General features: G+C 53.7%; 12 protein-coding genes, 5 tRNA genes and 1 riboswitch. All 17 genes read right to left on the bottom strand.

Features of this window, described 5'->3' with window-relative positions:
* Positions 1–18: 18 nt before the first annotated feature.
* Positions 19–1,728 (bottom strand): [Fe-Fe] hydrogenase large subunit C-terminal domain-containing protein, encoded by a 1,710-nt coding sequence (locus tag DPQ25_RS11440; protein WP_112333311.1) that lies wholly within the window; start codon positions 1,726–1,728, stop codon positions 19–21.
* Positions 1,729–1,763: 35 nt separating this feature from the next.
* On the bottom strand, positions 1,764–2,018 hold the full coding sequence (locus DPQ25_RS11435; protein WP_112333310.1) for a (2Fe-2S) ferredoxin domain-containing protein: 255 nt from the start codon (positions 2,016–2,018) through the stop codon (positions 1,764–1,766).
* 222 nt (positions 2,019–2,240) lie between these two features.
* Positions 2,241–3,344 (bottom strand): hypothetical protein, encoded by a 1,104-nt coding sequence (locus DPQ25_RS11425; protein ID WP_112333308.1) that lies wholly within the window; start codon positions 3,342–3,344, stop codon positions 2,241–2,243.
* Between the two features lie 226 nt (positions 3,345–3,570).
* Entirely contained in the window at positions 3,571–6,120 is a 2,550-nt protein-coding gene (locus DPQ25_RS11420; protein ID WP_112333307.1) for a glycosyl hydrolase family 2 protein, read from the bottom strand.
* Between the two features lie 520 nt (positions 6,121–6,640).
* Positions 6,641–9,379, bottom strand: a complete 2,739-nt coding sequence (locus DPQ25_RS11415; RefSeq protein ID WP_112333306.1) for an ECF transporter S component — start codon at positions 9,377–9,379, stop codon at positions 6,641–6,643.
* Complete coding sequence (locus DPQ25_RS11410) at positions 9,325–10,245, bottom strand: energy-coupling factor transporter transmembrane component T (protein WP_112333305.1); 921 nt, start codon at positions 10,243–10,245, stop codon at positions 9,325–9,327. The genes DPQ25_RS11415 and DPQ25_RS11410 overlap by 55 nt, the downstream gene beginning before the upstream one ends.
* Positions 10,242–11,096, bottom strand: coding sequence for a DUF4430 domain-containing protein (locus DPQ25_RS11405; protein WP_112333304.1), 855 nt, complete (start codon positions 11,094–11,096; stop codon positions 10,242–10,244). The genes DPQ25_RS11410 and DPQ25_RS11405 overlap by 4 nt, the downstream gene beginning before the upstream one ends.
* A 101-nt stretch (positions 11,097–11,197) precedes the next feature.
* Positions 11,198–15,439, bottom strand: a complete 4,242-nt coding sequence (locus tag DPQ25_RS11400; RefSeq protein WP_112333303.1) for a cadherin-like beta sandwich domain-containing protein — start codon at positions 15,437–15,439, stop codon at positions 11,198–11,200.
* Positions 15,440–15,735: 296 nt separating this feature from the next.
* Positions 15,736–15,933, bottom strand: a riboswitch (cobalamin riboswitch).
* Between the two features lie 170 nt (positions 15,934–16,103).
* A complete protein-coding gene (locus DPQ25_RS11395; RefSeq protein ID WP_112333366.1) occupies positions 16,104–16,943 on the bottom strand; it encodes a glycyl-radical enzyme activating protein in 840 nt (279 codons plus the stop codon).
* A 20-nt stretch (positions 16,944–16,963) separates the two neighbouring features.
* The gene (locus tag DPQ25_RS11390) at positions 16,964–19,051 is read right to left on the bottom strand and encodes a pyruvate formate lyase family protein (protein ID WP_112333302.1); all 2,088 of its coding nucleotides are present in this window, start codon (positions 19,049–19,051) and stop codon (positions 16,964–16,966) included.
* A 616-nt stretch (positions 19,052–19,667) separates the two neighbouring features.
* A complete protein-coding gene (locus tag DPQ25_RS11385) occupies positions 19,668–20,198 on the bottom strand; it encodes a GNAT family N-acetyltransferase (RefSeq protein WP_177577029.1) in 531 nt (176 codons plus the stop codon).
* Between the two features lie 249 nt (positions 20,199–20,447).
* Positions 20,448–20,523, bottom strand: a tRNA-Lys gene (locus tag DPQ25_RS11380).
* A gap of 68 nt (positions 20,524–20,591) precedes the next feature.
* Positions 20,592–20,667, bottom strand: a tRNA-Gln gene (locus tag DPQ25_RS11375).
* A 46-nt stretch (positions 20,668–20,713) separates the two neighbouring features.
* A tRNA-His gene (locus tag DPQ25_RS11370) sits at positions 20,714–20,790 on the bottom strand.
* A gap of 4 nt (positions 20,791–20,794) precedes the next feature.
* Positions 20,795–20,871, bottom strand: a tRNA-Arg gene (locus DPQ25_RS11365).
* A gap of 11 nt (positions 20,872–20,882) precedes the next feature.
* Positions 20,883–20,956, bottom strand: a tRNA-Gly gene (locus DPQ25_RS11360).
* A 143-nt stretch (positions 20,957–21,099) separates the two neighbouring features.
* A complete protein-coding gene (locus DPQ25_RS11355) occupies positions 21,100–23,385 on the bottom strand; it encodes an ATP-dependent Clp protease ATP-binding subunit (RefSeq protein ID WP_112333300.1) in 2,286 nt (761 codons plus the stop codon).
* Positions 23,386–23,398: the final 13 nt, after the last annotated feature.

The raw sequence follows: 23,398 nt of genomic DNA, 5'->3' as shown, positions 1-23,398 counted from the left end.
CCCCGTGTTTCCCCTTTGTTATTTCTGGTCCTCACCGGCCACCATCATGTTTTTCAGCTTTGTCAGGGAAACCTTCGTTTCCGCGGTTGTCTCGCCCAGCAGGCTTGCGATTTGCTGCGCCGCAATCATCTGCTTGTCAATAACCTTCTGAGCCATTTCAACTGTTTCAGCCCTCAGCCTGTATTTATTTTCCAGCTCCTTTTCTTCCTGTGTAATGTCCTTAAAGATGCCCATCGCTATTTTTTCCCGTTCTACATAAACAATATTCTGCGCGGTCACCATACCGTATTCGCGAAATTCCACTTTTTTATCCCCCATAGACTGGCGGGAGCTGAGCACCTCCTCAAAGTCGGAGGAATCCATCAGTTCGTACAAGTATTTTTCCAGGGCCTCATGGCGGCTGATGCCAAAAACACGTTCGGCGGCGGCGTTAAATTCCACAATCCGCAGCTCTTCGTCCACCATAATGGTCATATTGGGCGTACCGGAAAGCAGGCAGTTTGAGAAAGACTCCGCGCGTTCCTTCATATACGGCACGCACATAGTCAGCTCGGCCCTGTTCTGGTATACCGCAATGGCCTTATCCCGGCAGGTCGGATAACCGCAGGATCCGCAGTTGAGCTCATCCTCCGGACCGTTCTTGCCGATTTTCGCCAGAATGGCCCGAATGGTTGCCTCATCGGGCAGGTCCTCCTTGACGGAATGGTCAAAAAAGCGCTTCCGCAGAGGAACTTCATCCAGCAACGCCGGGTAGGCCTCGCCATCCTCACGGGCATAACGCTCCACCTGCAGCCTGCCGCGGAAGCGCGAGGTCGTCTCCCGCCCCGATGCCGGCCCATTGATGCAGCCGTCCCGGCACATGTTCACCTCAATAAAGCAGTGGTTGAGCAGCCCCGCCTGCAGGGCCTTACACAGATCGATGCACGCGCCGGACCCCGAAACGCTCAGCATCTGCCAGTCGCCGGTATCCCCTTTGTTTTTCAGTGAGGCCAGGATGCCTTCTTCCACCGGGTACATCCGCAGAATTTTCGAGCTGCTATTGAGGAACCGCTCGGGGGCCACACGGTCAAAGCTCACCCGTTCCTCCATCATCCAGCGGTCGAGGTCCTCAAAGGTCAACACCGCGTCCACCTCATTGTTATGCCGCGGGTCTCCCGCCTCATCCATTTTGGCAATGCAGGGGCCCGCGAAAACCACCTTGACGCCCGGATGCGCGCTCTTTAAAAGGCGCGCGTGCGCAATCATGGGAGAGACTACCGGCGTAAGCTGACCCACCAAATCCGGGTAATAAATTTCAACCAGACGGTTAAAGGACGGGCAGCAGGTAGTAACCAGGTTACCGCTTGTTCCCTCCCTTAAAAGCTTGTGGTACTCAGCCGTAACATAGGCCGCCCCTTCGCTTGTTTCGGAAACGCCGAAAAAGCCCAATGCCTTCATTGCCCCGGCAAACCGCTCTGGTTCCTTCATGCTGTAGCAGGCAATATACGAGGGTGCAACCGAAAGGATGACCTTTTCCCCCGCACGCAGCATCTCCCGCACACGCGCGGCGTCGCTGTTCACCGTCTTTGCATCCTGCGGGCACTGCTCCAGGCAGGTTCCGCACAAAATGCAGGTCCGGTCCACAATTTGCGCCTGTTCGTTTTCTACTTTAATAGATTTTACCGGGCAGACCTTGACGCATTTATAGCAGTTTTTACAATTTGCCTTTTTTAATCCGATAATACTCATACCTTGCTACGCTCCCATCCCTGACGATTTATGCTTCATCCCTTTTCATGAAGCCGCTTCAAAACCTCCGAGTTAAAAAAGGCCTCCGCATTCAGCCCCTGCACCTTATAGCGCTCCCCGTCGATGCAAACGCAAACGCCGTTTTGGGCACACTCCCCCATGCAAAAGGCTCCCTTCAACTCGATTTGATCCTTCAGGCCGTTTAAATCGATCAGCCGCTGTAGGATCGCCACCACATCCCGAGAGCCCTTCAGATGGCATGAGCTCCCAATACAAACCGTAATTTCCACGATGATCCTCTCCCCTGAAAAGACGTTAAAGTTTTAACAGGATTATAGCATTCCGCCCGGATGATTGCAAGATTTTCATAAAAATATCCGGATTCTTTTTATATTCTTTATCAGAAAAGTTTATTCCTTCCCATAAATTCCAGTAGCAAATGCGTAAAAAGCCCGCACGCGGATTTAGCATCTCCACGCACAGGCCTTTCGACAAGCTTTTCCAGTCCCCTGCTAAATATTTTCCTCATAGGCCTCAACCTTTACCTCAAACCGCAATACATCAGTATTATTTGTGCTTGCAAGCAAGTCAAAGGTGTCGCCCAAGGTATGATGCGGCTTTCCCTTTTCACGCCCGCACAGGGTCAGATAAGGCAGGCTCAGTTCCTCGTGGGCCTCGACACACAGCTCCGGTTTGGACCAGGTAACAAGATCATCGCTGTACGAGACCTGAAGCGTGGTTTTGCCCTCATACCACCGCCGGCGGTTATAGGTGGTCATGATATAACGCCCGATGGTTTCACTGTAAGCGACACAGGGCTCCGAGCCACCGGCCATAACAGCCGTTTCTCGCCCGCAGTTTCCCGCCATGCAGAACGCACCGTCGCAATATTTTTCAAACTCGCCAAGCTTTCCATCGGCATTGCGTTTGGCGCGGGCACAGTAGATTTTATCGGCCGCTATGTCCCTACCGTCAACATCATACCAGAGCATGGAGTAAAAAACATACAGCATCCGCTGCTCCTCGTGGTAAAAAACCGACAGATCCCCTGCGCCCAAATTGACAATATCACCGGTTTGTCCGCCGGTCAGGCCATCCGGCTGATAGCGGTAGGTATAGCAGGGGTCGGATGAGGTGATGGCCCAACGCTCAAACTGCCAGGTTCTCCCCTGGTCACCGGAAGTAATGTAGCCAATATGGCGAAAATCCGGTTCGCCGGTCTCCTGTCTGAAAACGGTATAGGCGCTGTCCTCGGCAGACCATCCGGTTTCATTGTGGATAAGCGCGTGGAATATCCCCGTCTCAGGGTCTATCCACAGCCCCGTCGCCCAAAATTCCCCGCGTGCGTATGGGCCGTCCGGATAGCGCGTTCCCTGAAAGGCCACGCCTGCCTTCCCCCATTGAAAGCCCGCAGCTGCCGGGTACAGCTCCTCTAAAGTGTCTGCATTTTCACCGCAGAAGACGCCGATGTGCCCATATGCAATATGGCCTGCCGTTGCCCAAAGGCGCCCCTCCTTGTCCCGGCTGAGGCCGATTACGCTGTCCTGATGAATATTCCTGTTTTCCTTCATTTGAGTAGGGTAGCCCTTAGAAATTGAAAACCGCAGCTTTTTCATATTATTCTCCCCATTCTTACCGGCGTTTTACCGTTCAGGGTTCCAACCGGCCGGGCCGGCGGACCTTTCATCGCCATTATAGCCCGGTCCGCAGGGTTCGTCAATTACGGTTTCTGCTAATTATCGCACAATATTGTCCCATTGGGAAAGAAGCCGTTTAGCGGGCCATTCCAAAAAGAGCCATGCCCCTGAGGAGCACGGCTCTTGCCCTTGATAGGGCCTATGGTCAATAGCGCAGGCTGACAGGCCCCAGCAGCCCGGTGGGCTCCTGTGGGAAATACCAGTCAAAGCTGCATTCCTCATGTGATTTAACAAGCGTATTGACGACCTCTACCACCAACTGGTTGTTTCCCTTTTTCAGCAGGCCCGGCTCCAATACAAACTGATAGGGCGGGCAAATGCAGGTACCAACCTCCTCGCCGTTCAAGGTCACCGTGGCGCACTCGTAGACGTTGCCCAAATCCAGCAAAGCCTGCGCCGGCTTTGCTGCATCCCATTCAAAGCTCAGCTCATAGCGGACAATCCCGGCAAACTCCGGCAGCTTATCCGGCTCCGCTAGGTTGACCAGCTCCTGATAGGGCTGCTCTGTAAACGCCGGGTATTCCTTAGAGGTTGCACTGGAGATCCTCCAAACGCCATCGACCGCCCGCTGTTTCGGGAAATCCTTCGGCGTACAGCGTGCCGGGAGCTCCTGCTGCCCGTCTGCGACCAGGAATAAACTTTCATAAGGCTGCAAATAAAGCTGAACCCTGGTTTTCCCATTCGCCGAAGATTGCTCGGCACGGTAAGAGCGGTGACGCATGGGATCGTAGAGATGTATCGCCTTACCGGCCGGCAGCTCCACCCAGCCGTCAAAGGTATGTCGGGTGCTCTGATTCACCAGGAAATAGCTGTCCGTCCCTTCCTTTTCATAGTGGATATAACAGATATCCGGATTATAATCGGAAAGCTTGATATCTACGATACCAGCTTGCGCCGCTTTTTCCGGCAGCTTTTCCAGCGTGACCTTTTCAAACGCGCTGCAGTCTACCGCGCCGTATAAATAAGCGCGCTGCGGGAAGTCCCTGATAAACCAGACCTTCAGGCCCGCCTCAGCCATTTTCTTCAGGCTTGCAAGCAGCGGCGCCGGCAGATATTGCGCATAGGGCACCACCAAAGCCCGGTACTGCTGTGCATGAACGCCGAGCACGCCGTTCTCCACTTTGGAAATCTCTTCATCCACCAGCATATCGGCAGACACAACATCGCTGTCAATTTGGCGCTGCATCAGCACCTTGACCACCTTTTCAAACGGCATAGCCTCGCCGCCCCACTCCGCTTCTGCATGGTAGAGCACAGCGACCGGCGCCTTATGCAGGCCGTCCGTGATGCGGCCGCACACGTCATTGGCATAGGAGGACCAAACATCAAAATGGCGGAACTGCGGATTTTCTCCCCGCGCATAAAAATGCGGCGGACAATCCGGATCCGGAAATTCCTGGGGCGAAAACGCGTGAGGAACCATGTGGTTGACACCGCGCACCGTTAGAACGTCGGTAATCCACTTCATCACCTTCAGCCCCTCATTCCAGCCATAGGCGCCGAAGGTCTCGCAAATGGTCACGCCCTTTTTCTTCGGATCCAGACAGGCCGCGGAGGAAGCCATTTTAGACAGCCCCCAGTGGCTGAAATCGGAATCAAAGAAATTGAAACCCGTGTAATAAGAGCCGCTGGTTTGCTCCGGGTACAAATTGCACACAATATCCAGGCCCGCGGCGTCCATGCCCTCAACCGCACGGAAATAATGGCCCGCACCGTAGCCCAGCCGCGCATGCGCGCCGTTTTCCTCTACAAGATGGCCAATCAGCTTAACCTGATGCGCCCGGCACCAATCTCCCAGCTGCCCGGTAAAATTCTTGGCAAAAAGGCCGCTGACAACATCCATGTAGACATAACGCACATCAACCTCTGCGCCGCCGGCGTTGTACCACAGGCAGGGAAGCAGCTGTGGAATTTTTTCAATGCCCTTTTCCTGCATAAGCTGCAAAACGCTGTCGCAGTAGGGCAGCGGCATACGCGAACGGCCGATTGCGCGGTCATAGCCGGTCGTGTTGCCAAAACGCGGCTCATCGGTAAAAAAGCCCTGAATCGTCTTGCCGAACTCACTGCCAAAACGCTTGTAGTGTTCTTCGTGAATGATGTCTATGTAAGCGCGGACCGCTTCTCTGGAAAGCGGGTTGATGTAGCTGCTGGTGTGGGCCTCTTCGCCCGTGTGGGTCTGCTTAATAATAAAGATCCGCCATTCCCCTTCCGGAACATCCCAGTAGAGGCGGCCGTTGTGCATATGGTCCGTGATGTCTGTCAGCGTTTCCCCAATGATGTCCATGCCGCGATCCTTCCGCTGGGCGGCAACCACATAGAGCAGCTTCTCCCCCTCGCCAATCCAGCGCCCAGCCAGAAAATAGGCGCCGTTCCTGGGGCCGGTAACATCTATATGGTTCTCGGCCAGGTAGACCTTCAGGTGCTCCGGGTACTTTTCCGGAATCAACCCATTGGCCCAGCCGCTTGGGTAGTCCCCGTCATCAAAGATCCAGACCTTCATATCATTTTTTTGGGCCTCGTCAACCAAAATAGCCATATCCCGCCACCAGCCGTCGGATAAATAGTCCGGATGCGGCCGCGGCTCCGCGACAAAGCTCTGGATGCCAACCGATTTCATGTGCTGAATTTCCTCGCGCAGAACCTCTTCCGCTTCACCGTGCTGCCAAAACAGCGGAGTGATATAATCGTGTGTCATGTTGAGTCCTCCCAATTTCAGACTAATTTTTTCACAACAGCAATAAGCTTACCTGTATTATAGCAACCGTAAGCAAAACTTTCTATTGCTTTTTTTAAAAAGGCAAAATGCTGGCAAAGTAAAGCAATTATTTTATATTTCCGCCTTTTTTATTTTCGTGTAACCGTGTTAAGCCCTATTTAAGAATAGACCTAATCCGCTTAAAACCGGATATAAGTGGAACTGGCCTGGCCCTGCTTGATTTACAAATGGGAGCTACCCGTTCCGACAACATATTTATAAATCCCGTAGTCTTATCCCGATCAGGCTTTGCGGCTAAATCGCCGGTGCCGGGCTCCCTTCAGCAAAACACGGGAAGGCGCTCAGCAGAACCTTCCCGTGCTGTATTTAAACCGAGGCCGTTTTGTGCGGTTCCGCAAGACGGGCCCAAACCGCAGGCCGTCTTTTCTCCTCGTCTAAACCGGCTTCTGTGCCCATACTATAAGCGCGGCGGTCCTCAGCGGCGCCGCTTTTTCGGGAACTACCCCAGCAGCCCGTATTTTTCCTTAATCCTGTCCAGCTTTTCCAGCATGGGCTCCGCGGCGATATAAAGGAACACCACCGTAGCCACCGCGTGGATTAAATCAAAGGGAATGCCCTGCAAATAATAGGGCCAAAGCATATCCAGCGTTGGGGAAGGCTGGCTGGCCAGCAGCGCCGCGGGGTTCATCAAGCCGCCGTAAATCAGGAAGGCCGAAAGCCCGCCAAACACACATAATGCCGTCCGGCTGCGCAGCAAAAGCCCCTTTCGAAACAAAATACCCGCCAGAAAGCCGATAATGCCAAAGGCAAACATCTGCCAAGGCGTCAAAGGGCCTTGCCCAAAAAACATGTTACTGACAAAGCCGGTAACCGCCCCTACTAAAAATCCAGTTTCGCCTCCGAAGGCTATTCCTGCGATAATCGACATGGCCACGACGGGTTTAAACTGCGGGAGCATAAAAAACGCTACCCGGCCTGCCACACCGATGGCACACAGTACGGCAATGATAACCAGTTCCCGGGCCTGGGGCTTTCTTCGTTCAAAGATCAGTGCAAAGGGCAGCATAGCCTCCAGAATAATCAACAGCGAAATAAAGTAATATTTGCGGTCCCCCAAAAAATAAATACCGATATAGATTGTCATTGGGATTGCCAGCAAAATGACCACAGCCGCCGCCAAGGAACGCCTGCTCAGCTTTCGGTTGGAGGGGGCGGCCTGCACTGCCCGTCCCCCCCTGCCCCGCCCCCACGACAGTACAGCTGCCGCAGAGGCCGCCTCCAGCCCGAAAGCCAGCATAAGGCCTACATAGCGCCAGACCATTGCCGGGTCGCCCGCTGCGGCGACTGCCTCGGTTCCTCCGGAAATAAAGGATGAAAAGCCCTCCCAGTTCAGAACCGTAAACAGTAAGGTCAAAGCGAAAGCCGCTCCCGTTATGCACAATATGCCGATGCGCAGCGGCGTCAGCCTCTTTACAGCCGCTCTCGGCTTGGCAATTTCCGGCGGTTCCTCCAAATGATATTCGCCACCGCTGCCCGGGAGCTCCGGCGGCGGCAAAGGGCTTCCCCCCAGCGCCCGGACTACGTCGTTTACCGTGACCGCCTCCGGCAGCACATGGCGGGACATCCGGTTGGCAGCGGAGGTATAAAAGCTGTTTCCGCTGAAAAAGGCGCGCGGGGAATTTTCCGTAACGATGCCGCCGTCAAAAAACAGGGCGCAGCGTCCGGCATATTCTGCGCAGAACTCAATATCATGGGACACCATGACTACAGACACCCCCGCTGCGGTCAGCTTGCGGAGAATTGCTGCAAAAACTGCTTTAAATTCTGCATCCAGACCCTTGGTCGGTTCGTCCAGCAGTAAGATTCGCGGCTGAAGCAGCAGCACCTTCGCCAGTGCCGCCCGCTGCTGCTCGCCCCCCGAAAGGTCGTATGGGTGAGCGTCCAATAGCCCTTCCAGGCGGCACAGGGCGGCTATATTGCACAGCTTCTCCTGCTTTTCCGCTTTCCCCATTCCCGATTCCGAGAGGATCTCCAGCAAGTCCTCTCGAACCGTTTTGGCCACAAACAGGTTTTGAGGATTCTGCGGCAGCACCCCTAAAAAGTGGTCAAACAGCCTGCCGGGTGGTATTTTCCCTAACTCGGTCCCATTGATTTTCACGCTTCCCCGGTATGGAGTGTTTAGCCCGGCAAGCAGGGACAGCGTTGTCGTCTTTCCTGTGCCGTTGCCGCCGAGAATGGCGGTCAGTTCGCCGGGGTAGGCCCGAAAGGACAAGCCTTTGATAACGTCCGGGGCATGCTTCTCGTACTTAAACCAGACCTCCTCCAGTTCAACGGCCGGCTGAGCCCTTACAGGCGGAACCGGCTCCTGGGGCAGGCTTCCCTTCAGCTCCATTTGCGACAGCCACTCCCGGCCCTCCCGCACTGTAACCGGACAGGCCATTGTATTGTCCACACCCGCCCATATCCGCATTGGCACAGGCATGGCCTGGAACATTCCGTGCCCCTGCCTGCGCAGGCTTTCTCCAACGGAGGCCGGGGGCCCCTCGCAAAGGATTCGTCCCCGGTCCATGACTACGGCGCGGCTGGCGAGCGGGAGGGCTTCTTCCAAGCGATGCTCCGTAAGGATAACCGTCACGCCCAGTTCCCGGTTAATCTTCCCCACTGTCGCCAAAAAATCAGCGGCCGCGATGGGATCCAGCTGGCTGGTGGGTTCGTCCAAAATCAACAGCGCGGGCTGAAGCGCCATAACAGAGGCTAGGGCCAGCAGTTGCTTCTGTCCGCCCGAAAGCTCCGCAACCTCCTTATAAAACCACGCTTGTATGCCAAAAAAGCTCGCCATTTCCGCCACCCGCAGCCGGATATCCGGTGTGTCGAAGCCCAGGCTTTCCAGGCCGAAGGCCAGCTCATGCCAGACCTTATCGGTGACAATCTGGTTTTCCGGGCTTTGCAGCACAAAGCCGATTTTAGCCGCGGCCTCCCGCTGATCCAACGCGGACAGGGCCGTACCCTGAAAACGAATTTCTCCGGAAAGGATCCCGTGCGGCGCCAGGGCTGGCTTCAGCTGCCGCAGCAGTGTCGTCTTTCCGCAGCCGGAGGGGCCGCAAAGCACGATAAACTCGCCGGGGCGGACCGTCAGGTTAATATTTTGCAGCACCGGCCTAGCCCTGCCCGGGTAGGTAAAGGTCAGATCTTCGATGGCGACGGTGGGGCTGTACGCTGTTTTTTCATGCTTTTCCACTTCAAATCCTCCCTTCCGTTAATCAGCATCGGCATGGCGCACAAGGCCAGATACAGGCCAAATACAACCGCCTGCCACAGGTCGAACGCCGCGCCGGACAGAATGGGCATGTAGACAAACTTCAGCTCACCCGCAAAGGCCCCGGCCATAACTCCGCCGCCGCACAGCAGCAGGAACACCAGAGCCCTCCTGTCCCGGCGGTCAAAGCGGTAAATGGAAAAGGCTGTGCGGCCCGGCAAACCATAGCCCCGGCTCTTCATACTGCTGGCGGTATCAATGGCGTTTTCCAACGCCCATGTCGCCAATATGGACAAAATTTTGATACCGTGTCTTGCACGCCTGATAAGCCCGCCGTTAGAGACATCCCGGCCCACACATTTCTGAGCTTTGGAGATCACCTTGATTTGCGCCGTAAAGCGTGGGACAAACCGCAGGGACATGGATAAAACCAGCGACAACGCCGGGATTATCCGCCCGAACAGATACACGAGCTTATCGCTGGTCATGACGGCGTTAAAGCAGGAAAACCACGTAATGGCTGCAATAAGCAAAAACGCGGCATAAATACCGTAGAGGATGGATTCCAGCGTCAATGGGTTGCCGCTGGGCAGGTAGGCGAGGATCGTCACGCCCTGATGGGAAAAGGCCGGGTTGATCAGCGCCGTTATGACTAAGAGGGGGAGCATGTAGACCAGGTTAAAACGGACCGCCTTCCGCCCCTTCAGGTAGATGGAATACGCCAATGCGCCGATCAGCGACAAGCCCAGGCAAACCGGGTGGTTCAGGAACATTGTCAGCCCAATGGCCAGAACAAAGTACAGCATCGTTACCGAGGGGTGGTAACCGGAAAAGGCGTCCCGGTTCATGAGGCCGCCCCCTGCCCGACGGCGTTTCCGCCGCCTACATCCTTCCCTAAATCACAGGTGTAGACCCACTCGATCACGTCGCCCTGCTTGAGCTGATACCGGCTGCAGCCATAATTTGGGAACCAGCCGTTGACCTTGTACATCCAGCCGGACAGGTCGCCGCAGTCAAACTCATACAGGTTGTGAATGCCCTCTATGTAAGCTGAGTTAAAGGCCGGCGTAAACTCAAATTCCATCTGAATCCGCTGATCCCGCGTCACCCGCTTGAGCACATCAAAGACGCTCTCCCCCTCGCTGAAGCTGACGGTTGTTGCCGCCAAAATCACACCGTCGCGTGGCAGAATGCCCAGCTTATCCTGGTCGAATAAATCCATGTTGTTTAAAATCGTATCACAGCGAATGGAGATGGTGCAGGTCAGCTTATTGCTCTCGTCAACCGGGGAGTCCTCCGGCTCTACCGGCGCGGGCTTTCCCTCCGGCACCGGGTCCGTCTGGAACTTATCCTTGCCGCTGTTTGGGCTCGCCGCCTGCCCAGCGGAGGAGCCCTTGCCAGCAGCCGGGGAAGCGGAGGAGGGCTCCACGCCGCTGCCCGGCAGGGAACCGGCGGCGGCGGAATCCGGCGGCAAAGACGCGGAAATAGTGCTGCCGCTCTCCGTCCTACTGGCGGAGGAACGCATGGCTGAGCCGTCCTCACGCCCGGCCAGCGACAGACCCGACTCGGCCGCCGCGGGAATATCCCGGTTCGGCGCCGGCTGTAAAAAGAACGCCACCGCCAGCACGGCTACAACGCATATAATCGCCAGGCCAATTTCAGCCTGCCTTGTTTTTATCAAGCTTTTAATTGATTTCATATGTTTGTCTGCCCCTTATTTACTCCTAAGCGCCCAAAGGCCCCGCGGCTCAAAAGAGCCGCAGGGTCATGGGTTAAAATAGGAGCCGCATCAAATCAGCTCTATCTCAGCTGTTTTTTCCTTTTACCGAGCACAGCCAGCGCCGTCAGCGCGAACATAGAGGTGGCAAGCCACAGCAGCACATAGCTGCTTTCTCCGGTCTTCGGCGGTTCGGCAGTGCCGTCGCCGCCGTTGTTCTCATCCGGTTCATCCGGCTCGCCCGGCTTCGAGGGGTTCGGGTTCTCCTTTATGGTGACATCGCTCATATCGTACAGGCTGGTTTGGCCATTTAGCAGCCGGTAATAAGCAGCCAGCGCATAATAGCCCTGCTCCGTTGCCATGGCGCTGCGGCCTTCGCCATCAGCCGTATGGCTGAAGCCGCCGCCCGCAACATAATAGCCGCACAGCGCATCTACTGGGTTCAGCCCGCCCTTGATAAACCGGGCATCCTCGGTTGGGTTAATGCCCAGCGACGTCAAGGCAACAATTACCTGTGCACAGGATTCGCTGTTTTCAGAGCCCCAGCTGCCGAAGCCGCCGGTAGCCAGCTGCATGGTGGACAGAAGCTCCAGGGCCCTGTCCACCGCCGTTTTCACGGCGTCTTTTGTCTTATAATAGGGCGCCAGCGCCTGAATAGCCATAGCCGTCATGTCTACGTCCGCGGCATCGCCATTGAGGGCCCAGCCGCCGCCGGCCAGTTCCGAATCCAGAATCGCCTGCACCAGCTTATCCCGGGTTACGTCGCCCGAGGCCGCATAGTCATGGCTGTCGAGGGCAATCAGCGCCCAAATGGAACCGTTGATTCCCTGCTTTTGGATGTAGGCCATCTCGTCGAGCCCAGCTAACAGGTTATGACCGCCTACATCGGTTACATCCTTCCCCATAGCAGTCAGCGCCAGGATCACACGGGAATTTTCGGCGGACTTGGTGCGGTGAAGCCGTTCGTTGCCGTCAATATTTTCCTGAACATATTTCACCACATTTTTATAGTAGCCCTCCGGCACACTGCGCCCGCTGCGAGCAAGGCCCAGTACCGCCCATTCGCCGCCGATGGAACCCACTGTGGGTGTGCCCAGCCCGGCCAGGTAGTCCCCGGTTGTCTTATACACTTCCTCCGCAAAGGCCGCGCGGGCCGCTTCGTCCTGCAGCTGCGCCAGCTTTTCCTCGGCGGCCGTCAGCACACCGTAGTTCTTGACCAATTCCTTTTGCGCGGCCGTCAATGCATCATAGGCATCACGGGCGGCCTGTATGGCTTCTTCAGAAGCCAGGGTGACAGTGCCAATAGCATCGATCTTGTTCTCCACCTCACCGGCGGCTTTTAAATTGGACAAAAGCGCCTCGGCAGCTACCAGCACATCATAGTTGCCGACCTGTTTCTTCTGCTCGTCCGTCAGGGCATCATAGGCGGTGCGGGCAGCCTGTATCGCTCCCTCGGAGTCCAGTGTAACCGTACCAATCGCCGCTATCTTTTGCTCAGCATCATTGACCGCCCAGCCCTCAAGCTTCAGGGAAAGCTCCGGCAGACGGCTTAAAACGCCAGCCGTGCTGGTACCGGTTTGCATGCCCATCCCCTTGGTATAAGAAACCCCTCTGTGGGTTGGAGCCCCGCCGAAGCCGCCTACCTTGATAGCCCCGGTTAGATCATAGGACAGCTCCGTCCAGTCTTCAGGGATGGTGATTTCAATTTGCTGGCGCTCAGGGTTCCCGCTGAAGTCATAGACACCGAAAGCACTGCCCGGATTGCTGGTGAAAGAAGAATCGTCCTCCCCTTGATAGCTCAGGGAAAAATTGAAGTTATATACTCCGGATAATTTCTCTTTGGGGCTGACCAGGTTGTGGAACTGAACCTTCACCTTGTCTCCGGCTTTAAACTCTGTATTGGCAGGCAAAATCTTTCCGTCCGCATCCAGCAGGTCATAACGAACGCCCCGGGCGGTAATGACCTGATAGGTCGCTACGCCGTCCTTTTCCACCCGGACAATGTGGCGGCCGGAAGTAAGGTTCGTCACGGTTACTGCCCCGGTCCCGGCGTCGGTAATAACCCCCTCGGAAGTAAAGCCGTCAAACGACATTGCAGAATCTTCCACGGTGGAGCGGGCTACCGTAACCGTACATCCGTTTTCCGGCGTAAAGGTGTACTCCGCCCCCTCGTCGCCCAGATAGAACAAAATGTCGTGTTCGGCATCGATGTCGTTCTGTTCCGGTTTAGAGATGGTTGCTCCCATACGATCCATAACCATATTCGTCTGAATAGCGGAACCGTCCGCGCCCACGGATACGACAAATACGCCGGTGCATTCCGGCCAAATGGCGGAAAACGCTTTGCTGCCAGTGCTGCTCATGCCCTGCATATGAGTCATGGCGTCGTAGGTTACCAGCACTATGGCAGTGCCCTCCTTATTCGCCTTCAGCGTGGACAGGGAGCTGTTATTTTTATCAGGGGTAACGGTTACCACATCGCTGGGCCGGCCCTCGAAATCCACCACCTGATAGTGCATATCCGGCAGGGCCACCTGTGCATTGCTAATCGTATTCTCAAGCGCCATCCAGTTGCGGAACACGTTCAGCTCAAAGGTCTGGCCCACATCCATGTTCATATAGCCCTTGCTGTTAATATTCAAATAGATGTCGGCCCGGTCATACTTGTTTTTATCAAAACGGTATACGGTGTCCTTGGCAAATTCTTTGTCGCCAATGTGCAGGTCCTCCTTGGTAACGGTAAAGCTTTGTCCAGCCTTCCACTTACCAAACGACCAGTATGTAACGCCGTCGGGATGCTGCACCCGCAGGAAATGATTCGCGCTCGTTTCCGGAAGCCGGAAGCTCGCCGTCAGCGTGCCGTCCTCCGTCTTTGTGGACTCAGCCTCCAGGAATTCATAGGAATAGTAGCTGCCAAAGGTACCCATGCTGACCTCAGAGCCGGCAGGAGCCGTTACGGTAGCGGCAATCGCTTTGGGAATATTGGCGCTGATGCCCAAATTAGTGCCCGTAACATTGGCGCCGGTTTTCGTTACCGTAGCCGCCACATATTCCTCCGCGCGGTTGCCGATGGGGGTCAGGGTCACCTTGATGGTGTCCAGATCCTGAAACAAACCGGAAGCGCGGATATTGCCCAAATAGTTGGCCGTCCCCATCTCTGCTTTACGGTTCACGCCGTCTGCGCCGGTGACCTGATAATCAATGGTATAATCTGTGCCCTGCACCCAGCCGCTGTTGCTGGCATAAATTTCGTAGGCACGGTGCATGGTAATGGCTGTGGTATCTTCCTTCACAGAAACAACCATGCCGCCGTTGTAATCATTATTTGCGTCATAGCCTTCCACCCAGTAATCGCCCACGGGCAGCTTGACGGCGGCATATTGCAGCTGGTAGCCATCTGCTACTGTTGACTTATCCGCCAGCAAATCGGCCGTGCCCTTCACACCGCCGGTGTAGGTGTACAGCTTTAGGGAATTGAGCTGGGCGCTGTGCAGGCCTTTCAGGTCCACCGTCTGAACCGGGAGCTCCTGAACCTTTTCCTGCTTCACGGTCACGGTGTAGGTCTGAGCCTCGCCGCTGTTGTCGTTCATGCTGGGCCAGCTGGGGTCGCCGCATTTAACGGTGATGACCGTGCCGTCTGTAACGGGTACGGATTCCGTACGCTTGTACTCTTTGCCGTTCACGCTGGTGCGCACCTGATAGTTTTTATTGCTCGCGGTAGGCGTCACCATTACGCCGGTTACATCTGCACCGACAGTCAGGGTATAGGCATGGGCGTCCTTACTAAAAGCAGGCGTAAGCGCCCCCTCGCTGAAGGACAGGCTCTTTACGGTTTTGTCGGTGCTGCTCCAGCTGCCGCCCAGATCCTCGCCGCCGTTGCAGCTATACATAAGGCGGATTTCATCGCCGGCGGCAAGCGTCCCCTTCGCTGCGGTAAAGGCGTCAAAGCCTTCATTGACAAACCAGTCGTTGAGTGTGCCCGTCCAGCCGCTCATCGTACCGGCGTTTTCGTCCGATGCTTCTAGCCCATTGACTTCACTGATGTAGCCGCTGTCCGCACCTGTCTGGGAATAGTCTCCCAATGCATCCACAATGCAGCTCATCATTGTAGAGCCCGCTTCCAGTTCTACCCATTCATCGACCAGCTTCCCTTGCCAGGGGGCTGTTTCGCTTGTATAGGCCGTATTTTCCACAATCACGTGGACCTGACCGCTGTGCTCATTGGCCAGCACCGTTGGCGCTGCCTCCGGCAGCATGCCGGCAATCACCATGAACGACAGCAGCAAAGCCAGTATACGGCCTGCGCCCTTCCTCATTTTTTTCATCTAAACTCTCCTCTTTTTAAGTAGTTTCTATATAAAAACGCTGACGCGTATTGGACAAAAAGCATAGCCCGCGGCTGCAAAACATAAAACCACCTGCGTATACGCCGGAATTTTTCCCACGCGGCACGCTTTCTCTATCAAGGTGCTTGGTTGTATGTTACACATACAACCAAGGGGATATCCCCTTGAAAAATCGAAAAACCGCTTTCTCCCTTCAGAGAAAGCGGTTTACCTATATCTATTATGGGTCACCCATAACGCCAAGCCCAATTTCCCCCATTGCCCAGGGAAATTTACTTTCTCCAACAAACATGGCTGGTTTCCTGGCTTATGACTTACGGCTTCACCGAAGAAGAACGCCTTCTCAGAACAGCAGTCCCAATGGCATTGGTTCCTCTCTTTGTCAATTACAGTAATGGCTGTTGCGCCGGATTCGCACCGTTGCTTCCCAATTCTCCTATATTTCTATAGGCACCATATTTATGTGTTATTTACATGTCGTTAACAAACTAACACAAATTATTCAAAAAGTCAATCGGTATTTAAAAGCAAAAAATTTTTTTTAAAAAGCAAAATATTTTACCCCAGCGGAAAGATGGCGCCTGAATGGGTAGTAAAAAATATTGTAAACCCACTGCGGAAGCACAGGGCGTTCCCGCGGCGGCTATTCAGGGGAAAATACAGCCTGAAGCTCCCGCAGCTTATCCTCTTCAGGTACCGAAAACGGGTGGAAATCTATGCCCAGCGCATTACACTTATTCCGCCCCATATCATGGTACGGCAGCAGCTCCACGCGCTCTGCACCGCCGGAATCTCGCAGAAAATCACGAATTTTACGCATCTCCTCTACGCTGTCATTGACACCGCCGATAACGGGAATCCGAATCCAGACCCGCTTTTTCAGCTGGAGGAGTTTTTTCAGGTTGCTGAGGATAAGCCGGTTGTCCGCCCCCGTATACCGCTTATGCACCGAGGCGCTGAAGCATTTGACGTCATACAAAAACAGGTCGGTCAATGGAAGTATTTTCTCTATCACGTTCCAGGAGACGCACCCGGCTGTGTCCACCGCCGTGGAGATTCCGCGGGCCCCGCACCCCTGAAGCAGCGCATAAAGGAACTCCGGCTGCAGCAGGCATTCCCCGCCGGAAAAGGTGGCGCCGCCGCCGGAAAACTGATAAAACGGCATGTCTTTTTCAATCTCCTCCAATACCTCCGAGACGGTATATGCCCTGCCGCATAAAACCCGTGCATCATGGGGGCAGACTTCGGCGCATTTTCCGCACTGCACACAGTCCTTCTGCCGGTTTTCGCAGGCCTCCAGACATTTTCCACAGCCCGTACACTTCTCGGCGTAAAACATAAGCTGCGGGGACTGCTGCCGGCTTTCCGGGTTATGGCACCAGAGGCAGCGCAGATTACAGCCCTTCATGTACACTGCTGTACGAATACCCGGTCCGTTTACAAATGAGCCGTGCTCAATGTCAAAGATAATTCCCTTTTCCATGCCTTCATCCCCCGCTGCCATTACAGCCTGTGCAGCGAACGCTGGATCAGCTCATCCTGAAGCGCCTTATCGAAAGAGGTAAAAAAGCCTGAAAACCCAGTCACACGAACGCGCAGATTTTTATATTTCTCCGGGTTCTGCTGCGCCTGAAGTAATTCATCGGCAGACAAGTAATTGATTTGCAGGTGTACGCCGCCCATTCTGAAATATGCCAGCAGCAGCTGTAGCAGCCTTTCCCGCTTTTCCCCGGTGTCTGCCATGCTTCTTTCCAGCGTCAGGTTGACCACCACCGAGGACGCCAAGTAGCGCCCGTCCAGCTTGGCGGCAGAGGCCAGATAACCGACAATCCCGGACTTATCTGTCCCCGGAAGCGAGGAAATAGAGGCGGCGAACGGCTCCCCGTTACGCCGCCCGTCGGGCGAGGCCGGTGTCTCCCGCCCCAGCACGGTGTGCGCAACCTCGTAACCGGTCAGCGTTCCGAAGAGATAGCGGCCCCCGCGATAGGGCGTTGCATCCCGGGTCATTTCCACAACAGAGCGGGCAATCCGATTCACCAGGTCATCCCCCAGCGGGTCGTTGCTGCCAAAAAAATGCGCATGTTTTCGAATATCCACCAGGACATCATCATGCCCTTCCCAATTATCACGGATAAAGCCGCGCAGCTCTAACAGAGAGAATTTCTTTTCATCAAAAACCATCTGGCGAATCACACTCAAAGAATTGGCCAGGTTCACCAGCCCGATTAGACACCAGGTGCAAAAATTATACCTGGCCCCTCCCTGGGAAGCCGGAACCGCACGCTCGATGCAGCCGTCGGTAAAAACTGAGCCTAAAATCTCCGGGTCCTTCGCACATTCTCGGTCCCTTTCATAGGAGAGCTGAATGGCAACGGAAAGGTCTTCCTTCAGGTATTTTTCCAGCAGGTGGTAAAACGCCTCAAAATCTGGCAGGCAGAGGCCATCCAACGCCTCCCAAAGCCTGTTCAGCGAATACATCAGGTTAAAATGGCCTTCAATCGAACCCATTTGCGAACAGCCGGTAAGGATGGTCTCATTACACCCCGAGGCCGTATATTCCACAGAATCCGAAAAAGGAACGCCAAGATATTCAAAATTTTGGAGAATTACGTCGTCATTGAGAAACATCACCAGATCCGGACGGCGCATGTTTGCCTCCAAAACCTCCCGCAGCTGGCTGGAGGTTGTCTTTCGCGTGACCCTGTAGGAAACCTGCGGCCTCCAAACAGGCAGCTCACAGACAGCCTCCAAAATAATGGAGGTACATTCATTGTGGCCGCAGCGGCCGTCCTGTGTATAGCCTCCAACCGCCCCATGGTTGATCCCGCTCCATTCATGCTGTGTGCCCATGTGGCTGAAGATCAGGATAAACAGATTTTCAACCAGCTCCAACGCATGCTCGCGAGTCAGGCGGCCTGCCGCCATATCCTTCTTATAAAACGGGTACAAATATTGATCCAGGCGGCCGAGGCCGTCCGGAAAAAGTGTAAAGAAGAAGAAATAACTCTGAACGGCCTCATAAAAGGTTTCCGCAGGCCCCTCCGGGACACGCCTGCAGATTTGCTCCAGCTTCAGCAGCTCTTTTTTCCGCAGCGGGTTTTCCTCCTCATCAGCCGCAATGCGGCAGGCCGCCGCGAAAGAACGCCCCCACTCGACAATCATTTTGCAGGCAAGCTCCAGCTCAGACAAAAAATGCTGTTTTTGAGAGTCGCCCGCATAATGCTGCATGGCGGAACGGATGCGCTCCAGATATCCCTTGAAGCCGTGCGTAACGGCATATTGAAAATCTGCCGTTTTATGGTTCCCGGCATGAATCAACAGCTTGTTTTCGTAAAATGCGTATTTTGAAAAAACAGCGCCCAAATCGGCTTTGCTTTCGGCGGTTGGAAGCTGAATAACAGGAAAAGCCCCCGTAAGGAGAGTATATTCGTTTATCCGGTACAGCTTCGGCGCCTCAGACTGTATGATCCTCCGTTTTTCTTCCTCTCCCTGGGCGCTGATTATCGCCTGAGCAACATCCGAATAATCTACATTGACAAATAGCGCATCCCGCAGCGCCATTTCCGCCAGTTTTTGAATCCGGTCGTTCATACACCTTATCCCCCTAAATGATTTCCCCTTTTCAGAGGTTTGTTTCTCTATCCTGTCTTCCGCCGCCGTTCATGCTGTCGAGCTCCGGCATATTGAGGCCATCATGGGGGAAACTTTCTAAAAACTCCCGCCCCTTCAAAGCCTTAACGATGAGAAGAGCACGCTACACTTATACCCTAAGAGCTTACTTTCCATTTGTCAAGGCTTTAGCCGAATTTCTTTGCCTGTGGATTTCACTGAAATTAGCCGGAAATAAATCGTCGGATATAATAAAGCTATGGTAAAACCTTCCAGAGGGGTAAGAAAACGAGGTGAAAGCTTCTGGAAAATAACATTGCCCCTCTTGATAACGACACAATAACCCGTCTGGCGTATGCCCATGACGACGAGCTTACGGAGGCCATCCGGCAAATCCGCGTCCTGATGGACAGGGTCAAGGAGCTGGAAGAAATCAAAAAGCAGTCAAAAGGTAGTCACCGGGCGCTTTCAGGCAAAAAAATAACCGCATAGACCACCGCAAAACGGCTGTCTTATGCGATTATTTCTGTCTAAACCACATGAAAAAGATTTTTTGGCTTTTCAGAGGTGGGAGTTGAACTCACGTAAGGGAGATTGATTATTTGGAAAAATACTGCTCTCTGGTAATTAATAGTTCAATATTATCGTTTTCTTTATTGTATTCTTTAAAACCAGCTGCAAGATGTGTTCGAACAGCAGCCGTCCGATTCACTTCAAAACTATTATGAACAGCATCGATATTTAAGTTTACAAAGGCATACTCTAGAAGTAATTTCAATGCTTCGACCGCATAACCTTGCCCTCGAAATTTAGCATCTAAAATGATTCCCATTTCATGCCATAGTGCAGTATCACTTTTATGGATATTAACCTCACCAATAAACTTGCCATCATGTGACCGTGTTATATAGGCATAAAATCGTTCTGGTTCTTGACCAATGAACCAGTCGTACCAGTTTTTCCATTGCTCTTCGGGAAAATCAATACAGCCGCTATCTTTGTGATATCCTCTAAAGTCCAAATCATATCCCTTATTATAGTCCATGGTAGCAGCGTCATTTAGCAATTGTTGTCGATACCATAAATCACGGTATTGAGGAACATGCAATTTTAATTGACTATCTAACACAAAACAGCTCTCCATTACCATATATAATAATATTTTAGATTTAATTATATCATCATTTAGTATGAAAATCCATTGTTCCGCAGAACAAAGCAACCAATTTTACTTGGTTCTCTTCTCACTGGAAATGGCAATTTTCTGATCGAAAATTGTCGTTTCTTTTTGTGCGACCGTTACGGAATAGATATTTTTAAAGAAGATATAACAACGAAAAAAGCTGCATTTTGATCTCTCAAAATGCAGCTTTTAACTTGGTGAACCATCGGGGATTCGAACCCCGGACACCCTGATTAAAAGTCAGGTGCTCTGCCGGCTGAGCTAATGATTCGTAATAATATATATTAAAATCAAGCCAGGCTTGACAAAAACGGCGCGGCCCGGAAAATCCGGACGCTTTGGCTGGGCTGGCAGGATTTGAACCTACGGAATGACGGAGTCAAAGTCCGTTGCCTTACCCCTTGGCTACAGCCCAATATAAGGGGGCACGGGACATGACAGCATGTCCGCGTGCCATGAAGTGGGGTGGAAGATGGGACTCGAACCCACGGTCTCCAGAGCCACAATCTGGCGCTTTAACCAACTAAGCTACATCCACCATATGGCGCGCCAAAAGGGACTCGAACCCCTGGCCTACTGCTTAGAAGGCAGTTGCTCTATCCAGCTGAGCTATTGGCGCAAAGTTAAGCCTGGAGCGAGTGATGGGAATCGAACCCACACGACCAGCTTGGAAGGCTGGGGTTCTACCATTGAACTACACTCGCATTTTAGCGACGGCTATTATTATAGCACATCGCTGGTAAAAAAGTCAATTCTTAAAGCAAAATTTCTTTATGGAATCCAAAAATTGGAGATCTTGTTTTCTTTTTCCCCTTTCAAAAAGCAATATCTTGTAAAAATGTTACCACTAAAGGGTTTGCACCAAGATCTGATTTTTTTCGTCCACCGTAACAAATACCCCCGACAAGGCTGACCCATTACTCTCTACAATTGTGCTTGCAATCCGGTCTTCAACCTCTCGGCGAATCAGGTTGCGCAAATCACGCGCACCACTCTTGCCTCCGTGCGCGTACTCGGCCAGCCAGCGGGTTGCCTGAGCGTCATACTGCAGCGTTATGCTGCGTTCTTTCAAAGATCCGATGTATTCATTCAGCATGAGGCCAGCAATTTTTTGATAATCATCGATGCTCAAGGGCTTAAACACCACAATTTCATCGACACGGCTTAAAAATTCTGGCCGCAAAAAATCTGCCAGCGCCTTCATTGCCCGTTCTTTGCTTGCGTCCTCTTCCGTTTTAGCAAAGCCGAGCGCCGCTTCCTTCTTCTCACTGCCGGCGTTGGAGGTCATAACAATGACGGTATTTTCAAAATTGACATTCTGGCCGTGCGCATCCGTGATATGCCCCTCGTCTAAAATTTGCAGAAGGATGTTCATCACATCCGGATGTGCCTTTTCAATCTCATCAAACAGCAGCACCGAATAGGGGCGGCGGCGAACCTTTTCCGTCACCTGTCCCGCCTCATCATAGCCGACATAGCCCGGCGGCGAACCAATGATTCTCGACACCGAGTGCTTCTCCATAAACTCCGACATATCCAGGCGGATCAAGGTTTCCGGGCTGTCAAACAGCTCCTGGCTCAACACCTTTACCAGCTCCGTCTTACCCACACCGGTCGGTCCGACAAAGATAAACGAAGCCGGGCGGCGGCGCGGGCTGATTTGTACCCGGCTGCGGCGGACCGCGGCAGCCACAGCTTCAACCGCCTCATCTTGGCCAATCACCTTGCTTTTAAGCACCGACTCCAAATCCGCCAATTTTTTCAGCTCGCTCTCCTGGACCCGAGCGGCCGGGATCCCTGTCCAAAGTTCAATTACCTTCGCAATATCCTGTTCTTCAACCTCTGCGCCTAAGGCCGACGGAGCCAGTTCCTTCGCCTTTCCCTCCAGCTTCACAATGTCCATTCTCAGCTCGGCAAGCTTCTCATAATCCGGCTCGGCCTCGCCCCCGGTCATCTCTTCCTCCTGGGCGCGGAGCTTTTCCAGCTCCGCGTTGGCCCTGTCATACTCAGCCATTGGAACATTGCGCAGCGCGGCGCAGGCACAGCTTTCGTCCAGCAGGTCAATGGCCTTGTCTGGCAGGAACCGGTCGTTGATATATCTCTCTGATAAAACGACTGCCCGCTTCACCATTACCTCCGGTACCCGTACCCGGTGATATTGCTCATAGTAGGACTTAATGCCATTTAAAACATCGATGGTCTCCTGAACAGAGGGCTCTGCAATCGTCACCGGCTGAAAGCGGCGTTCCAACGCGGCGTCCTTCTCAATGTACTTCCGGTATTCGGCAAAGGTGGTCGCACCGATGACCTGGATTTCCCCGCGGGAGAGCGCCGGCTTTAAAATATTCGCCGCATTCATGGACCCCTCCGCATCCCCGGTGCCAACCAGGTTATGAACCTCGTCAATAAAGAGAATGATGTTGCCCTCTGTCTTCACTTCATCCACCAAGCCCTTTATGCGGCTCTCAAACTGCCCGCGGAACTGGGTCCCGGCAACAAGCGCCGTTAAATCCAGCAGGTGAATTTCCTTTTTTTGCAGCCGTGCAGGAACCTCACCGGCGGCGATTCGCTGGGCCAGCCCCTCTGCGACAGCCGTCTTGCCGACACCGGGCTCGCCGATCAGGCAGGGATTGTTTTTCGTTCTTCTGGATAAAATCTGAATAACGCGGGCGATCTCACGGTCCCTGCCGACAATATTATCGATCTCCCCACGGCGCGCCCTGGCGGTCAGATCTGTACAGTAGGCATCCAGATGGCGCCGCTTGCTTTTATTCTTTGTCTTTTTCTCCCTGGCAGGCGCTGCGGTCTCCTTTTCCTTACCGCCGGCACCGCCCTCCTGCTGAAAGCCGGGGAAAATATTTTGCAAAAACGGAAAAGTCGCCGCACCGCCGGGGGTAAAGGCGCCGTCTTCCCCGTCCGCTTCTCCTTCCTCCGGGTTCATCAGTCCACTGAGCTCCTCTTCCATTTGCTCCATCTGTTCTTCCGTAATCCCCATCTTATCCATTAAATCATTGACAGGCTTGATGCCCAGTTCTCGGGCGCAGACCAAGCACAGCCCTTGGCTCTCACTGGAATTCATCGATTGAGATATAAACACCACTGCCGGGCGTTTGTGACATCTAGTACACAGCATAAAATCCCTTCTT

The organism is Hydrogeniiclostridium mannosilyticum, assembly GCF_003268275.1.
Lineage (GTDB): Bacteria > Bacillota > Clostridia > Oscillospirales > Acutalibacteraceae > Hydrogeniiclostridium > Hydrogeniiclostridium mannosilyticum.
This window is presented reverse-complemented; position numbering and strand designations above follow the sequence as displayed.

Excerpts from the sequence above, each read along its gene's own strand:
- DPQ25_RS11440 (WP_112333311.1), bottom strand. The coding sequence starts at position 1,728 with ATGAGTATTATCGGATTAAAAAAGGCAAATTGTAAAAACTGCTATAAA.
- DPQ25_RS11425 (WP_112333308.1), bottom strand. The coding sequence starts at position 3,344 with ATGAAAAAGCTGCGGTTTTCAATTTCTAAGGGCTACCCTACTCAAATG.
- DPQ25_RS11420 (WP_112333307.1), bottom strand. The coding sequence starts at position 6,120 with ATGACACACGATTATATCACTCCGCTGTTTTGGCAGCACGGTGAAGCG.
- DPQ25_RS11410 (WP_112333305.1), bottom strand. The coding sequence starts at position 10,245 with ATGAACCGGGACGCCTTTTCCGGTTACCACCCCTCGGTAACGATGCTG.
- DPQ25_RS11405 (WP_112333304.1), bottom strand. The coding sequence starts at position 11,096 with ATGAAATCAATTAAAAGCTTGATAAAAACAAGGCAGGCTGAAATTGGC.
- DPQ25_RS11400 (WP_112333303.1), bottom strand. The coding sequence starts at position 15,439 with ATGAAAAAAATGAGGAAGGGCGCAGGCCGTATACTGGCTTTGCTGCTG.
- DPQ25_RS11395 (WP_112333366.1), bottom strand. The coding sequence starts at position 16,943 with ATGGAAAAGGGAATTATCTTTGACATTGAGCACGGCTCATTTGTAAAC.
- DPQ25_RS11390 (WP_112333302.1), bottom strand. The coding sequence starts at position 19,051 with ATGAACGACCGGATTCAAAAACTGGCGGAAATGGCGCTGCGGGATGCG.
- DPQ25_RS11355 (WP_112333300.1), bottom strand. The coding sequence starts at position 23,385 with ATGCTGTGTACTAGATGTCACAAACGCCCGGCAGTGGTGTTTATATCT.